Here is a 15,010-nt window from a genome sequence, read left to right as displayed (position 1 = left end):
GACGCCGTACTGGCGTCCGCCTGCAGAGGCGCTCTTCGTCCACCGCGTCCATCGCCGCTTCTCGTTTCCGCTTGGCACTGGACCGATCAGCCTCGCCACGTGTGAGCCGCGGCGGTACGCCGCGCCTCCGCCTCCTCGCGCGCCGCCGGACGGCGGACAAACGGCGTGCTGACGGCGTACCGCCGCCGACTGCCCCCGACGAGGCTCTTCGTCGAGGCGCCGGACCCCTGGCGTCTCGGCTCACCTGGCTGGAGGTAACGCGGAATGAGCGGCAGTGCGAGGCAGACTGCACCACACGAGGTGCCCCCGGGCACGCGCCTGGTGTTGTACGCCTGTCTGCCCGCGTCACTCGGTGAGGCCGCCGACCACAGCGTGGCCAGCGCACGGCGGTACGTGGCCGATGCCGGCTGGGAGGCGGTCGAGACGTACGTCGACCGGGCGGCACCGTTCGAGAGCCGCGCCCTGTGCGAGGGCTGGCACAACGCTCTGGCCGCAATTGCGCAGGGAAGGGCATCCGGCATCGTCACCCCGCTGCTCGTGATGCTGGGGCATCTGGAGGAGGACAGGGCGAACCTCGCCGCCTGGCAGGCTCGGACCGGAGCGCTGATCACGACGCCGTGGGCGGTCGTCGATGCCGCTGGCTCCACGGTCGCACGGAGGTCGGCGGCGTGATGGCCCGGATGCGGCAACGGTCGCTCCTGCGGCTGCTCGACCAGGTCGGATGGGTGCTGCGGCATCCGGCGACGTACGTCGGTCGGTTCGGCTTCGGCATCTTCCAGGTTCTGTTCCTGCCCGTCCTGGTGACCGGCACAACCTTGACCACGCTCCACGCGGGCCAGTCCTGGTAGCCCCGGCCCGTGTCCTCGACCCCCCTCTCCGGATGCTCCGAATCCATGTCCCCCACGGAATCCGGTCCACCGGAGAGGGGCCGCACCCAAGGTGCGAACGCAGAAATCCGGCTCTGCGGCAATCCATACGCAGGCCGGCCAGCACGACGAACCGTTCGGATCCTTCCGACAGAAGAGGAAGTGCGATGACCGCAACCATGCTCAGCCCGATCACAACCGCCACCATCGGGGCGTCTGCTGCGACGGCCGTCCCCGGAGCGCCCGCCGACCCGTTCGACGTCGACCTGACCATCGTCACGGAGGTCGGCGCCGACCTGCTCCCCAAGGCGTGCGGTACCGGTGACGGGTGTGCGCCCTCCTGCGCCTCGTCCTGCGCGAGCGCCGTCTGACGACGGCTCGTGCACGGGGTCGGGGGCGCTGCTGCTCCCGACCCCGCTCGTTCACAGCACTGACGGCGGAGGCATTGGGATGGGATGCGACGGGAAGCTCTACCAGCACACGGGCGCGGCGCTGCTCCGGGCCGCCGCGCTGCCGCTGACGGGTCTGCCGACATGGTGGCCTGACCCGGCCGACACGGAAGCGTGTGGCAGGTGGCTGAGGCAGGTGTGGGCCGATGCGCGGTTCGCCGACGCTGTCCGGCAGGCGAGCGGCGATCTCGCCACGCGGGTCGACGCGATCTGCGCCGTGCAGCCGACACGCTCCAAGCAGGTCCGGCGCGCCGCCATGGCCACCGTCCGCTACTTGTTGCGTGCCACCGGGCGACCGACCCCGTTCGGCCTCTTCGCGGGAGTCACCGCGGCCAGCGTGGGTTCGACGCCACACGTGAGGTGGGGAGATGCACACCAGGCCGTGGCGCGGGTGGATACCGAGTGGCTGGACGACGTCATGGTCCGCCTGGAGGCGTGTCCGATCCTGCTGGAGCGCCTGGATGTCGTCCTCAACAACCTGGCCGCGCGCCGCGGCGGGCGGCTGCATGTCCCGCACGGCGGACCGATGGGGGCCACCGTCCGGCGCACCAGTGCGGTACGCGTGATCGAGGACCTGGCACGTCGGCCGGTCCGCTTCGCCGCCCTTGCCGAGCAGCTGGCCGCCTCCTTCCGCCGAACCGAGCCGCAGAACATCCGCACACTGCTCGGCGCGCTGGTGCGCGAGAAATTCCTGATCACCAGTTTGCGCGCGCCGATGACCAACACCGATCCGCTGTCCCACCTGATTGACCGGCTGCACGGTGCGGACGCAGGCACGGTGCCGCAGGTCGCGCAGGTTCTGCACGAGCTGGAAGCGGTGCAACGCTCCGTACACGAGCACAACCGGCGCCCGGCGAGCGCGCAAGGGCTGGCTCGGGAGGAACTGACGGGTCGACTGCGTGGGCTCTCCGATGCGGGTCGAAGTCCGCTGGCCGTCGACTTGAGGTTGGACGCCGAGGTACGGATCCCCGAGAGGGTCGCGCAGGAGATGGAGAGGGCTGCCGATGCTCTACTGCGGCTCACGCGCCTACCGACGGGCCAGGGTGTATGGAAGGAGTACCAGGTCGCGTTCTGGGAGCGGTATGGCACCGGCACGCTCGTGCCGGTGAAGGAGGTCGTCGACCCGGCGTCCGGGCTCGGCTATCCAGCCGAGTATCCCGGCAGCCGCATGACTGCTCCGCCCCTGACAGTTTCCGAACGTGACGAGCGGCTGCTGGCCCTGGCCTGGCAGGCGCTGGCCGACGGCAGCAGGGAGATCGTCCTCACCGACGACCTGATCGACCGCCTGGCCGGCGATGCGCCGGCCGGGCAGGAGGCACCACCCCACGTGGAGATGTGCGCGCGCCTGCACGCCGACAGCTTGTCCGCCTTGGAGCGCGGGGACTTCACGCTCACGGTGACACCGGCCCGCGCCGCGGGCACGCTCACCTCCCGGTTCACTCCGGTCGCCACCGGCACGGGACTCGAAGAGATCTACGGCCAAGTTCCCACGGGCGTCGAGAACGCGCTGACCGCGCAGCTGTCCTTCCCGCCGCTGTACCCGCACGCAGAGAACGTCGCCCGCATCCCCGCTTATCTTCCGCACGTGATCCCGTTGGGCGAGCACCGCGGGCCCGACGACACCGCGCCGACGCTCATCGACGTCGACGACCTCGCGGTCATGGCCACGCACAGCCGACTGTACCTGGTCAGTATCTCCCGCCGTCGCTTGGTGGACCCGCAGGTCTTCCACGCCATGGCCCTGGACAAGCAACCCCCGCCCCTGGCCAGGTTCCTGGCGCACCTGACCCGCTCCTTCGGCCCTGCCTGGACCGGCTTCGACTGGGGGCCGCACGGCGCACGGCTGCCGTTTCTGCCGCGCGTCCGCTACGGGCGCGTGATCCTCTCTCCCAGTCGTTGGAACCTGACCGCCGACGACCTTCCAAGCCGCGGCGCGGACACGCGGGAGTGGACTGAGGCCCTCGGCCGGTGGCGGAAGCGGTGGCACTACCACGGTGCCGTGGAGCTGCGGGAGGACGACCAGGCACGTCGGCTCCAACTCGACGTGCCCGCCCACGCCACCGTCCTGCGCGCCCACCTGGACCGGGAAGGCCATGCCGCGCTGACGGAGGCGCCGGCCGAGGAGACCTACGGCTGGATCGGCGGCCACGTCCACGAGATCGCCCTGCCGATGACCAGCACCCGCCGGCCGATACCCGACCCGCTCTCCGGCTTCCTCCCCGTGCTCACCAACAGCACTCTCGGACCCGTACCAGGGGCGGTGCATGCACCCTGGCTGAACGCCAAGATCTACAGCCACCCCGAACAGTTCGATGAGCTGATCGGCACCCACCTCGCGCGGCTCGTGCCCCAACTCCCAGGTACACCCGAGTGGTGGTTCGTCCGCTACCGCACCCCGCACGACCTCGACCACCTCCGCTTGCGCATCCGCACCCGCAGCCCCGGACAGCACGCCGCCTGCACTGAGCTCGTCGCCGGATGGGCCACCGGGCTGCGCCACGAGGGGCTCAGCAGCAAGCTCGTGTTCGACACGTACACCCCCGAGATGGGCCGTTACGGCCCAGGCGCCGCCCTGCGCCGAGCCGAGGCGGTGTTCACGGCCGACTCGGCCTACGCCCTCGCCGCCCTGCAGGGCCCCGGAGTCGACGGCGTCGACGGACGCGCGCTGGCCGCCGTCGGCATGGTGGACACCGCCTGCGGCTTGCTCGGCCCCGACGAGGGCATGCGGTGGCTGGCGAACCGGCCCGCGCCTCCGGCTCGCGTCGAGCGAGGCGTCAGCGACCAGGCCATCGAACTCGTTCGCCGCACTACGCCTCATGCCCGGGGCTTGGGCGAAGAGCTCGCCCAAGCATGGCACCGTCGCGCCGTGGCCCTGGCGCTGTATCGCGAGGGCCTCGCCGAGAGCATGGACCTCGACTCCGTCCTGGAATCCTTGCTGCACATGCACCACAACCGCCTGCGTGGCCTGGACCGGGAGGACGAGAGGATCTGCCGCCGCCTTGCCCGTCAGTCCGCCGTCGCATGGGCCGCCTGGCCGGGGGAGAGCCGCTGATGAATTACGACCCGCCGCCCACACCCACCGGGCCCGGTTGGGGGCAGTCGCTGTACTCCGGCGCGGCGGGAGTCGCGCTGCTGCACGCCGTCAGGGCCCACACCGGCGAAGACGACAGGGACGCGCTCCGGCCGTGGGCCGCCGCCATGGTCAAGGGCCCGATCCAGGCCGCTCCCGAGGCATGCGGTCTGTACGAGGGCGCCCCGGCCGTCGCGTACGTGCTCAGCTTCACGCGCACGAACACAGCCACACGCGCCCTGGCGACCCTGGACACATACCTCGCCGACGTCACATGCCAACGACTCAAGCGGGCACACGCCCGCATCGATCGCGGCGCGTTGCCCACCCTGGGCGAGTACGACCTCATCAGCGGACTGACCGGGCTGGGCGTGCACCACCTGCACCGCGGCCACAAGACGGAACTTCAGGACGTCCTCGCCTACCTGGTGCGGCTGACGGAACCGGTCATCATCGAAGCGCAACATCTGCCCGGCTGGTGGACCAGCGACAGCCCCGATCTACGGCCGTCACCGCGATGGCCCGGCGGACACGGCAACTTCGGCCTCGCCCACGGCATCGCCGGACCTCTGGCGCTGCTGGCCACGGCACTGCGCCACGGCCACACGGTGCCCGGACAGACGAAGGCCATGACCCGGATGTGTGACTGGCTCGACCAGTGGCGCAGCGGCACCGGCTCGTGTGCCTGGTGGCCGGACCTGATCACCCGAGCCGAACACCGACGCGGCGAGCTCCAGCGTCCAGGACCGAGACGCCCGTCCTGGTGCTACGGCACCCCCGGCGTCGCCCGCGCCCAGCAACTCGCCGGCATCGCCCTCGGCGACCGTGACCGGCAACGCCAAGCCGAACAGGCCCTGGCCGGATGTCTTGCCGACGATCAGCAGCTCGCTCACCTCACCGACGCATCCCTCTGCCACGGTTGGGCGGGGCTCATGCAGACCGTCTCCCGTGCCGCCGGAGACGCCCTCGATGACGAACTCGCGTCGCATCTACCCCGCCTGAACGCCCGGCTCAACAAGCACCTGGACCACCACGGACTGCCGGACGGCGCCGGCCTGATGGACGGCACGGCAGGTATCCACCTGGTCCTTCTCACCGACCCCGTCAACACGGCGATCACCGCCCCCTGGGACCGCTGCCTGCTCCTGACAGGGTGACGCCGCGAACCGCATCCGCACACCAGAACAAATGAGAACGATCTGCCCCTGCCGTACGCACAGCCGGGCACCTTCCGAAAGGACGCGATGAACACCACCACTGGCGCCTCCCCCGAGGACCTGCGCAACCGCTTGGTCGACGCCATCCTGAAAGAGGACCTCTCCGGCCTCCGCGACGCACGCGTCGAAGGAACCATGCGGACCGTACCCCGCCACGCCTTCCTCCCCGACGCGCCCATCGAGGAGGCGTACGCCAACAAGAGCGTGACGATCAAGGAGAACCCCGACGAGGACGCACTCCCGCTGAGCTGCGCCTCCCAGCCCGACGTCGTGCACTTCATGCTGGTCCAACTCGCCGTCCGCGAAGGCGACAACGTCTTTGAGATCGGGGCCGGTACCGGCTACAATGCCGCCCTTCTCAAGCACCTCACCGGGAAGTCCGGACAGGTCACCACGTGCGACATCGACCCCGACGTGACCGCCTACGCCCGCCGGACGCTGGACGCCAACGGATACGAAGACGTTCGCGTCGTCACGAGGGACGGCGCCCTCGGCGCCCCGGAGTTCAGCCCGTACGGCCGAATGATCGCCACGGCCGGCATGTGGGACCTCCCCGGCGCCTGGTGGGACCAGCTCGCCGTCGGCGGACGCCTCGTGGTCCCGCTGCGATGGCGCGGGCTCTCCAGGGCCGTGGCCTTCCAACGCGAGGAGGGGCGGATGCGGTCCTACTCCGTCAAGATGTGCGGCTTCCTCCCGGTGATCGGCCAGGACGGAGAGCGGAACGATTACATCGACGACGACCGGCTCGTCCGGCTCTACTGGGACGAGGACCAGTCCATCGCCCCGGAACTTCTGCGCGACGCCCTCACCCGAGCGAAGTCGGTCGTCTGGAGCGATGTGACGGTCGGGCCCGTCGAGTCGTTCGACGGCGTCTGGCTGCGGCTGAGCGCCACCGAGCGAGCGACCTGCCGCATCACCGCGAAGCCCGCAGCGGTGGAGGCCGGCCTCCACCGCCCCGCCTCACCCGCCCTGAGCCCCGCCCTCGTCGAGGGGGACTCCATCGCATACCTCACTCTGGAGCGGACCGCCGAAGACCCCGAGACAGAACCCCGGTTCCGGCTGGGAGCCGTCGGCTACGGTCTCGCCGGCGCCGATCTCGCCGGGCGGATCTGCGCGCAGATCCGCGCCTGGGGCCCGGCCCGGACCGCCGAACCCGTGGTCATGGCCTACCCCGCGGACACACCGGACAGCGACCTCGCCGACGGATCCGTGATCGACCGGCCGTCCGTGCGGCTCGTCATCAGCTACTGATCTTGACGCAGGCGGGCGTGGCCGTTGCCAGGTGCGGCCGCGCCCACCGAAACGAGAACAGGGCGGCGTGGGAGCACAGCGGTCAGCCCTGCGCGAGGTTCGCCTCACAGTCGGTGCACCGCCGCACGGCCCGTCGCCTCGGGTTGCCCGCGGTGGCAGTCACGGGAGAAGCACCGCTCAACCGCTCCCAGAGCCCAGGTGGAGGATTCGGGATCCACCCCCACCGCGGGGGTCGTACGTCGTCCTCGGTCATGTGGTCGCACCAGCCGGGCCTGTGCCCGCACTGCGTCGGGGAGATCAGGATCGTGTCGTCCGGGTGAGTACGCCACTCCCTGTTCACGAACGTGCCTGCGGAACGCGTGGGCGCCGACGCCGATGAGCCCGGCGGACACTCGCATCCGAGCCCGATGACGATCTTGCCGCCGCACTCGTCGCAGCGCTCCACTTCCACTGGCCTCGTACCACCCTCACGCCGTGCTGGAGTCGACCCGGTAGACGATCTTCCCGTCGGACTCGCTGAACCCGCGCGACTCGTAGAAGGCCCGTGCGCCTGGGTTGTCGCGGTCGGCCATCCATTCCACCCGGCTGCAGCCGGGGCGTGCGGCGGCCAAGGCGCGGAGTTCGTCCATGAGGCGAGCACCGATGCCCTGCCGACGCAGGGTGTCGCGGACGTAGAGCTCCTTCAGGAACAGGGAGTGCGAGGAACCGGCGGCCGGCCAGAGGAAGGAATAGGCGGCGAGGCCCACAATGTCCCCGGTCTCGTCCTCGACGAGCAGGGCGGAAGCCAGCGGTGGCACGCCGAAGAGGGCTTCTTCCACCTGGAGGCGGCGCTCCTCGATCGGCTGGATATCTGTGTCGGTCGCCCCGTAGAACCGCTCGATCTCCTCGATCAGCTCGGCCACGGCCGGGACGTCCCGCTTCTCCGCGGGACGGATCGTCACGGTCATCGGCGCCTCCTGTCCTTCCTCGATTGCTTCGGTCGCTGCTGCACTCGTCCGTTCCAACGCGTGATCCCCTTCGGGCGGTACGGCACACGCGTCTACGGCGACGAGGCGGCCTGCGCGTAGGGGTTCCAGCCGTGCTGCCGCAGGGAGCCCTGGACGTGTCGGATGAGGTGCTCCAGGTCCGCGCAGTAGACAGACGGGTTCCGGTAGCCCTGGGCTTCGCTGAAGCGGTGTGGGAGGTAGCCACCGCCGCACACGTCCGCGAGTGGGCAGGCGCGGCACTGCTCGGCGAGCGCTTCCTTGCCGTGTTGCCGGTGCAGCAGCTTTGGATGGGACAGAGCTTCGTCGAAGGAGTGGCGGAGGACGTCGAGCCCGAGCCAGGTGGCACCCTCCTCGACCGACCGCAGGGTGTCCACGGCCTCGATGGAGCCGTCGGACTCGATCACGACGCTTGTCGGCGGGGCCAGGCCGAGCGTCTCCACCGAGCCGCGCACGCCAGAGCTGAGGGCCACGATGTCCTCCAGCATCCGGACGCTGTGCCGGTACTCGGGCCGGTCGAGCCAGGCGTCGTACACCCTGCTCATCCACAGCCCGTACTCGGGCACGCTCGGATCGGAGCGGTGCGGCGGGTCGTCGTGGGTCGCGTGCGGCAGGCCGAAGTCGATCACCGGCGGTTCGAACGCCGCCAGGTAGTCGTGGACCTCCACGGGGTCGTTGGCCAGGTCCACGACGGCGAGCAGCCCCGCGAACAGGTGTGGCCGCGACCGCAGGAGTTCGATGCCGCGCACGGCGGAGACGGCGCTCGACCGCCCGGCGTGGGTCAGCCGGTGCCGGTCATTCGCAGGTGGCGGCCCGTCGAGGCTGACGCCGACCGCGACCTCGTACCGCTCGAAGAGGTCCAGCCAGGCACCGGACAGAAGGGTCCCGTTGGTCTGGAGCTCGAAGAGGACCCGGGTCCCGGACGGCGCGGCGTCCCGGACGGCTTCCAGCAGACCGGCCATGTGCCCGACGCCGACGAGAAGCGGCTCCCCGCCGTGCAGAACGACGTGGATGGTCCGAAGGCCGTGCGCGGTGGCGTGTTCACCGATCCGCCGGGCCGCAGCCTGGGCCACAGCGAGGTCCATTCGGGCGGGCAGGCGCCGCGCCGCTTGGTCCCTGGAGTTGAAGACGAAGCAGTAGTCGCAGTCGATATTGCAGCGGTTGGCGACCTTGAGGATGAACGTCCGGAAAGGAACGGGGCCTTCGGGTTCTGTCATCGAGCGGGTGTGCTTACAGCGGCCAGGGCCAGATGAGCGAGGCCGCGTGGGCACCGTCGCCGACCCGGCTCGTCGCGCCCTCCTCGGCCTCCAGCCGCTGCCGGACACGGGCGGCCACGCGGTCCAGGACGGCGGTGCCGGCCGCCGTCGGCTCCGCGGACGCCGGGCCGACGGGCGTGATGGTGCGTGGCTCGGTGACGGACGCGTGTGACGGCATTCAACGCTCCTCGTGAGGTACGTGCCGGAGGTGGCACGGTGCGATGGGGCTGAAGCGACAGATCAGCCGGAAACGTAGCATCCTCAACCACCCACCTGGCACAGGAAATTCGGCCACATGGTCGGCGTCAACCGGACCGCGGCACCAGCAACCGTTCGATGTCGTCCGCGGCCGCGCTCACGCCCAATCGCCGGTACACGGTCGCGGCGGCTCGCAGCGAAGTCACACCGTGACCAGGCCCGTCAATCGTCCAGTCGCAGCGGCCGATGCCTTCCAGTGCCCGCGCCTCCTCAAGCGGGCAGCGGATGTCCCGCGCGAGCGTGAGCGCCTGATCGAAGTGCCGACGGGCGGCCGGCGGTTCATCGGAGGTGAACAACAGCATCCCCCAGTGGTTCAGTACCTCTGCCTCGCCGCACCGGTCGCCCAAGTCCCGCAGGATCTCCAAGCCGCGTTGGAACGCCTCGATCGCGCCGTCGCGCCCACCGACGATGCCGCGCGCAACGCCCAGCTCGCTCAGCGAGGCGGCCTCACCTCCGCGGCTGCCGAGTTCGCGGTAAGCGTCCAGGGCCTCCACCAGAAGCCGGATCGCCTCTGGCGTATCCCCGGTCACACGCTCCACGACGCCAAGGTGGCGGACGCTGGTCGCGCGGCCGAACCGTTCACCGAGCTCGGTGAAGTGCGTCAGGGCCTGGCTGTGTGCCGTCCGCGCTCCCTCGGTGTCCCCGGTCAGCCGTCGGACGACGCCCAACTCGTTCAGCGCGTAAGCCTGGTGCACACGGTCGTCCAGCTCCAGGTAGATGTCGAACGCTTCCTGGTGATGCCGCGTGGCCAGGTCGTACGTGCCCATGAGGCAGTGCGCGACACCCAGGTCCCGCAGGGAGTTCGCCTCCCCGTACCGGTCACCGAGTTCCCGGTAGATCGCCAGGGCCTCGCTCTGCGCCTCCACCGCGGCGTCGAACCGACTCATCTGCCGGTGTGTCATGCCGAGATCGGCAAGCGCGTTCGCCTGTCCGAGCCGGTTGCCCAGCTCACGGTAGAGGGCGAGGGCCTCGGTCTGGGCGCGGGCCGCGTCCTCGTTGTCCGCGGTCAGGTACCAGACGATGCCAAGCTGGTTGAGTGCGTCCGCCTTGCCGCGCCGGTCGTCGACTGCTTCGTACGCAGTCACAGCGTCGTTCAGGGCCTCGATCGCCTGTGGGTAGGCGGCCATGAAGCGGCGTACGACACCCAGCTCGGCGAGAGCATCGCCCCGTGCCCGCTGGTCGCCGGTGTGGCGGGCGGCCTCGGCAGCGGTCCGGTGGAGCCCGACGGCCTGGTCCCAGGGGCCGGCCTGGCGCAGGAAGGGCGCCATAGCCGCGGCGAGCCGGACCACGAGGTCATACAGGGCGAGGCCGTTCGCCCGCCGGACGCAGGCCAGGATGTTGGCCCGCTCGGTCTCCAGCCAGCTCAGGGCATCCGCCCGCGACTCCAAGGCTGGGGTCTCCACCCGCGAGGCGCTGTCCGGAGCCGGTGGCACCGCGGCGCCGCTGCGCACGATGTGCCCATTCGCAACGACGAGAGCGGCCAGGTAGTAGGTGCACACACGCTGGACGGCCTGTACGTGGTCCATGCTGTCTCCCTCGGCAGCGAGACCGCGAGCGTAGTCGCGCAAGAGATCATGCAGCCGGTAGCGACTCCCCGGTTGTTCGTCGATCAGATGGTCGTCGTAGAGCGCCTCAAGATGTCGACGGGCCACCACGACCGAGACCTCATCAAGCGCCGCACCGACGTGCGGGTCGAGATCGGTGCCCGGAAAGAAGCCGAGCTGTCGGAAGAAGCGCTGCCGCTCCGGCGCGAGATCCCGATAGGACAGATCGAACGTCGCGGTGACGGCGCGTTCCCCGGCGCGCAGTTCTCCCAGCCGGTCCCGCGCCGCCACCAGCCGCCCGCGCAGGTCCTCGGCGCCCCAGGACGGATGATGCCGCAACCGTGCCGCGAGCAACGACACCCCCAACGGCAGACACCCGCACAGCCGCACCAACTCGTCCACCACATCCCGGCCGAGAGCGTCGGCCGGCCGCCCACTGAGCCGCAGGAAGAGGTCGACCGCGTGATCCGGCGGGAGCGCGTCCACCGACATGACCACCTCCTCGTTCGCCACCAGCCGCTTACGGCTGGTCACTAACACCAGACACCCGCTCCCACCGGGGAGCAGCGGCTCCAGCTGCCGGTAGCTGGCCGCGTTGTCAAGAATCAGCAGCGCCTTCTTGTCCGCGAGCCTGCTCCGCCACATGGCGGCCCGAGCCTCGGTGACCGCTCCGACGTCGTCACCGACGGGAATCTGCTGCGTCGGCACACCGGCGGCCGCGAGAAGCGAGGCGAGCGCCTCGCCGGCTTGCACCGGAGTGCGCCCCGGCGTGTGCCCGTTGAGGTTCACGAAGAGCTGTCCGTCGGGGAACCGCTCGGAGAGCAGGTGGCCGGCGTGCACGGCGAAGGTGGTCTTCCCGACGCCTGGCATGCCGTCGATCACGTGAACGGGCAGCCCCTCGCCACGCTCCTGTGAAGCCCGCACCGAGCCCACCAGCCGATCCAGCTCCGCGGCACGGTCGGTGAACGCGGCGGTGTCGCGCGGCAACGAACGAAGCACCCGGGCAGCCCCCGGTGGCCCCGCTCCATCCTCCGGTCGGCCCGGAGGGGTGGGAGGCCGCGTCTCGGAGAGCCCGGCGAGCAGGGCCGTCAGCCCCGCCATCGTCACGCCCAACACGACGAACGAGAACCAGGCGTGCTCCTGTAACCACCCCAGCCAACCGGGCCACCGCGACTCGTCGGACACGGCGTTCGTGACGAGCCCGACCAGCATGGTGGTCACAGCGCCGCCTCCGGCGACGACGGCGATCGCGATCCCACGCCGGAGTCTCATACGGAGGCCCCGGCAGCCGAGGGAACGGCCGATTCCTGCCTGGTGCCGCTGATGAGACACCACGCACTGCCAACCGACCTGGTCACGAAGGCAACCCCCGAGTAGAACGCCCCAACTTCCCTAACGGAACAATCCTCGTAGACCTTGGTCAAGGGCGCGTCTGAGCCATGGGGTGCACCCGCTTCCGCAAGGCGCGCTGTCGGCTACGACAACGGCAGGGCCAGGACTTCCCAGGCTAATCGATCAAGTGCGGGATATGGACCGCGCTGCGTGCCATCGGCGGCCGCCCGTCGTGGGCCACGGCGACGTATGCCGCTGGCGATCACACGCCGGAGCTGCGTTGGGCGCGGCCCGCCTCTTTGGGCAATCCTGTCCATCTTTCCAGTAGTTCGCCGCAGGCAGACAGGAAAGACCCCGAAACGACTGGCGAACAGCCGCACAGCCATGTCACCCTCCAACACCTTGTCGGCGGAAGACCTGGTCAGCGAAGTGATGCCGATGATCCTGGAAGGCCAGTGTTCTACCCCACGAGCTCTTGGAGGCGCCCCTGCTCCCGCACCACTCCAGTGACCGCTCCCGACCGGACTTGCCGGACCCGGTGTACTGGGTCACCCCGCGTCATTTGGCCGGCGACGACGGTGTGCTCGCCGAACGGATCGGCGACATCCTGTCCGACCTCGGCTGGCGCATGTGGCCCACTTCCCGTCACACCCTTCTGTACGTAAGCCCGGACGGGCTGCGTGGCGCCGAGTGGATCTTCGCGGCCTACCCGTTCGAGCTGGGCGGTCTGCCCGTCGCCTGGCAGCTGAGCGCCCGCGCGCATGCCGCCTCCGCGATGCCGGAGTGGAACGCGTACTTCACCACCGGCGTCTCCTACGAGGCGCTCGCCGATCTCCTCATGGCGCTCGACGCCCGTGAGGCGCCCGACGTCGCCTTCAAGGAGCCCGAGACGGTCCTCGACGCGCTCATACTCCGGGGCTGGATCCGCGACGTGGACCGTCCTCACACCACTGCCACGGACCCAAGGTTCTCCTCCTGCGTCTCTCTGGAGATGCTGCCGCCGCTCATCGAGGACGCCGACCCGCGGCCGGATTTGGTGGGTTGGCAGGCGTGGGCGGAGCCCGTGCCCGGTGCGCCGTATCTGTGGTGCGCCAGCTTCAGCGCCAGCGTCCCCCATGACCTGGTCGCCGCGTTCGCCTCCTCGCTCGCCTCCCCGGTGCCGGTGCCTCGCCACACTGTGCCCGAGATCGCGGAGGGGCGGCTCACTATCGTCCGCCGCAGCTGACAACCCCTGCCGCAGAGGAGCTGCTGTTGTGCGGCCCGTCACCGAATCTCCCCGAGTTGCAGCCGGTCAGACGTATGAGGAGGGTCCCCCGCGCCTGCTCTATGACAGAGAAGGAGAGAGTCTTGTTCACGCACTCGCGAGGACCGCGCGTTCCGTGAAGCCCAGCGTGCGGGCCACGAGTTGCTCCTGCGGCTGCAGTCCGCACGGCCGTGGCCCGACTGCCCCGAGCCGATCACACAGGCCCCTGCCGCGGAGGAAACGGTGGTGCCTCATTTCCTGCCGCCGGAGTTGCGGGTGCCGTCGCGCCATGAGGTGGCCGGGGTGATGATGCGCTGGCTGCAGCCGCTCGTCGTCGACGGCGTGGTCCGTACGTGTCCCGGGTGCGGTGCGTACCGGGACTGGATCGTCTTCTGCATGCGCGACGACTCGGTGTGGCTGCGTTGTCGGGCGGGCCACGAGACGAAGGAGCCCGGCCTGGATGCGGCCTGGTTCAACCGCCACTCCGGTCCGGTCGACCGGTTCCACCCCACTCTTGAAGAGGGCCTGCGCCACCTCGGCCAATGACCTACCGAAACCCCCGCTCCCCTTCGTACTGCCGGCGCCCGGAGGGCCGGCCTGGTCAGGCCGTCCGTTTCGCAGGCCACAAAGGGGTCTCTATGCGCGTTCACATCACGACCGTCCTTAGCTTCAGCGCCCTCGCCGTCCTGGCCCTGGCGGGCTGTTCCCATGGCAGCGCCACCTCCTCCGGCCCGAGGTCGTCCACGACCGTCCCGGTGCACCCGGACGGCGAGAGTGCCCCGGTGCCCACTCCCCTGTCCTCGACCGCACTGGCCAAGCGGCTCCTGGACGAGAGCGACCTTGGCGAGGGCTACACTCGCACGCCACAGCGCACTGCGGCGCATGACGACGTGACCGTGATCGGCTGTCCCACTCTGGGGGATCTCGCTGGCGATGCAGCGGTCGGTAGCAGCCTCGATTTCCCGCGCAGCGCGAAGGCGTCCTTCACCTATGCAGGCGGGCCCGATTCCGAGGTAGCCGAGGAGTTGTACAGCGACACTGAGGACAAGCTCTCCCGAGAGGTGGGCCGGATCTTCGAGGCGATGACCTCCTACCCCACCTACCAGGTCCTCGCCGGCGGTACCCCCGTCACGGTCACGACTCAGAAGGTGCTCGTCGCCCGTCGGCTGGGCGACGAGCAGTGGAGCCAGTTGCTGACCTTCGCCGCTGGCGGGCGCAGCAGCGTCGTCAAGCAGACGGCCGTCCGCACCGGGACGGTGGTCGTCGTGGTCTCTGGTAGCCCCGGCCTTGTTGATGCCCACGTGCGCAAGGCGGTCGCCAAGGTCACAGCGGTCAGGCTCACGGGGTGATGAGGCGGGATCGGCAGGCACGGATGGTGCCGCAGGTCCCAGGGCCAAGGCCGGTTCCTAGAGTGCCAGAGCCCTGCCCTGGTCGCGGAGGTGCCTGTCGTTTCCCCACGATGGTGAGCCCCGTGACATGGGCGGGCTTCACCGCCCTCGCCCCTGGGGCCGGAGCCAACAAGGCCGGCCCCAGGGGCGCTG

At 70.1% G+C, this 15,010-nt stretch carries 13 protein-coding genes; 9 read left to right on the top strand and 4 right to left on the bottom strand.

The annotated features are described in order from the left end of the window. Positions 1–264: 264 nt before the first annotated feature. The 6 genes from V1460_RS35010 to fxlM all read left to right on the top strand — a co-directional run bounded on the left by V1460_RS35010 (position 265) and on the right by fxlM (position 6,853). Positions 265–672 (top strand): hypothetical protein, encoded by a 408-nt coding sequence (locus V1460_RS35010; protein WP_338677602.1) that lies wholly within the window; start codon positions 265–267, stop codon positions 670–672. Positions 673–680: 8 nt separating this feature from the next. Continuing rightward, complete coding sequence (locus V1460_RS35005; protein WP_338677601.1) at positions 681–848, top strand: hypothetical protein; 168 nt, start codon at positions 681–683, stop codon at positions 846–848. Positions 849–1,033: 185 nt separating this feature from the next. Next, positions 1,034–1,237 (top strand): FxLD family lanthipeptide, encoded by a 204-nt coding sequence (locus tag V1460_RS35000; protein ID WP_338677600.1) that lies wholly within the window; start codon positions 1,034–1,036, stop codon positions 1,235–1,237. A 79-nt stretch (positions 1,238–1,316) separates the two neighbouring features. Further along, positions 1,317–4,367: a lantibiotic dehydratase gene (locus V1460_RS34995; RefSeq protein ID WP_338677599.1), complete on the top strand. Its 3,051-nt coding sequence runs from the start codon at positions 1,317–1,319 to the stop codon at positions 4,365–4,367. Next, positions 4,367–5,542 carry a lanthionine synthetase C family protein gene (locus V1460_RS34990; protein ID WP_338677598.1) on the top strand — a complete coding sequence of 392 codons (1,176 nt, stop codon included), beginning with the start codon at positions 4,367–4,369 and terminating at the stop codon, positions 5,540–5,542. Before V1460_RS34995 ends, V1460_RS34990 begins: the two co-directional genes overlap by 1 nt. Before the next feature lie 87 nt (positions 5,543–5,629). Next, positions 5,630–6,853, top strand: coding sequence for a methyltransferase, FxLD system (fxlM, locus tag V1460_RS34985; RefSeq protein ID WP_338677597.1), 1,224 nt, complete (start codon positions 5,630–5,632; stop codon positions 6,851–6,853). Between the two features lie 467 nt (positions 6,854–7,320). On the opposite strand, the gene haaN is transcribed toward fxlM, so the two are convergent. The 4 genes from haaN to haaT form a co-directional block, all read right to left on the bottom strand. After that, positions 7,321–7,800: a cyclophane-containing RiPP N-acetyltransferase HaaN gene (gene haaN / locus V1460_RS34980; RefSeq protein ID WP_338677596.1), complete on the bottom strand. Its 480-nt coding sequence runs from the start codon at positions 7,798–7,800 to the stop codon at positions 7,321–7,323. 92 nt (positions 7,801–7,892) lie between these two features. After that, positions 7,893–9,053, bottom strand: a complete 1,161-nt coding sequence (locus V1460_RS34975) for an FxsB family cyclophane-forming radical SAM/SPASM peptide maturase (protein ID WP_338677595.1) — start codon at positions 9,051–9,053, stop codon at positions 7,893–7,895. 13 nt (positions 9,054–9,066) lie between these two features. Next, positions 9,067–9,270: a HaaA family cyclophane-containing RiPP peptide gene (haaA, locus tag V1460_RS34970; protein ID WP_338677594.1), complete on the bottom strand. Its 204-nt coding sequence runs from the start codon at positions 9,268–9,270 to the stop codon at positions 9,067–9,069. Positions 9,271–9,397: 127 nt separating this feature from the next. Then, complete coding sequence (gene haaT, locus V1460_RS34965; RefSeq protein ID WP_338677593.1) at positions 9,398–12,166, bottom strand: cyclophane-containing RiPP biosynthesis TPR protein HaaT; 2,769 nt, start codon at positions 12,164–12,166, stop codon at positions 9,398–9,400. Positions 12,167–12,701: 535 nt separating this feature from the next. Here haaT and V1460_RS34960 point away from each other — a divergent pair. The 3 genes from V1460_RS34960 to V1460_RS34950 all read left to right on the top strand — a co-directional run bounded on the left by V1460_RS34960 (position 12,702) and on the right by V1460_RS34950 (position 14,818). Beyond that, positions 12,702–13,451: a DUF317 domain-containing protein gene (locus tag V1460_RS34960; protein ID WP_407077576.1), complete on the top strand. Its 750-nt coding sequence runs from the start codon at positions 12,702–12,704 to the stop codon at positions 13,449–13,451. A 264-nt stretch (positions 13,452–13,715) separates the two neighbouring features. Beyond that, on the top strand, positions 13,716–14,015 hold the full coding sequence (locus V1460_RS34955; RefSeq protein ID WP_338677592.1) for a hypothetical protein: 300 nt from the start codon (positions 13,716–13,718) through the stop codon (positions 14,013–14,015). Between the two features lie 92 nt (positions 14,016–14,107). Beyond that, positions 14,108–14,818 (top strand): hypothetical protein, encoded by a 711-nt coding sequence (locus V1460_RS34950; protein WP_338677591.1) that lies wholly within the window; start codon positions 14,108–14,110, stop codon positions 14,816–14,818. Positions 14,819–15,010: the final 192 nt, after the last annotated feature.

Origin of the sequence: Streptomyces sp. SCSIO 30461, from assembly GCF_037023745.1 — a bacterium.
In the GTDB taxonomy this organism is placed as follows: Bacteria; Actinomycetota; Actinomycetes; order Streptomycetales; family Streptomycetaceae; genus Streptomyces.
Note: the sequence above shows the minus strand (reverse complement) of the source record. Positions and strands in the feature narration are given on the sequence as shown.

Bases quoted from the DNA above. Each gene is read 5' to 3' on its own strand.
- V1460_RS35010 (WP_338677602.1), top strand. From the start codon at position 265: ATGAGCGGCAGTGCGAGGCAGACTGCACCACACGAGGTGCCCCCGGGC.
- V1460_RS34975 (WP_338677595.1), bottom strand. From the start codon at position 9,053: ATGACAGAACCCGAAGGCCCCGTTCCTTTCCGGACGTTCATCCTCAAG.
- V1460_RS34990 (WP_338677598.1), top strand. From the start codon at position 4,367: ATGAATTACGACCCGCCGCCCACACCCACCGGGCCCGGTTGGGGGCAG.
- haaA (WP_338677594.1), bottom strand. From the start codon at position 9,270: ATGCCGTCACACGCGTCCGTCACCGAGCCACGCACCATCACGCCCGTC.
- haaT (WP_338677593.1), bottom strand. From the start codon at position 12,166: ATGAGACTCCGGCGTGGGATCGCGATCGCCGTCGTCGCCGGAGGCGGC.
- V1460_RS34995 (WP_338677599.1), top strand. From the start codon at position 1,317: ATGGGATGCGACGGGAAGCTCTACCAGCACACGGGCGCGGCGCTGCTC.
- V1460_RS35005 (WP_338677601.1), top strand. From the start codon at position 681: ATGCGGCAACGGTCGCTCCTGCGGCTGCTCGACCAGGTCGGATGGGTG.
- V1460_RS34950 (WP_338677591.1), top strand. From the start codon at position 14,108: ATGCGCGTTCACATCACGACCGTCCTTAGCTTCAGCGCCCTCGCCGTC.
- fxlM (WP_338677597.1), top strand. From the start codon at position 5,630: ATGAACACCACCACTGGCGCCTCCCCCGAGGACCTGCGCAACCGCTTG.
- haaN (WP_338677596.1), bottom strand. From the start codon at position 7,800: ATGACCGTGACGATCCGTCCCGCGGAGAAGCGGGACGTCCCGGCCGTG.
- V1460_RS35000 (WP_338677600.1), top strand. From the start codon at position 1,034: ATGACCGCAACCATGCTCAGCCCGATCACAACCGCCACCATCGGGGCG.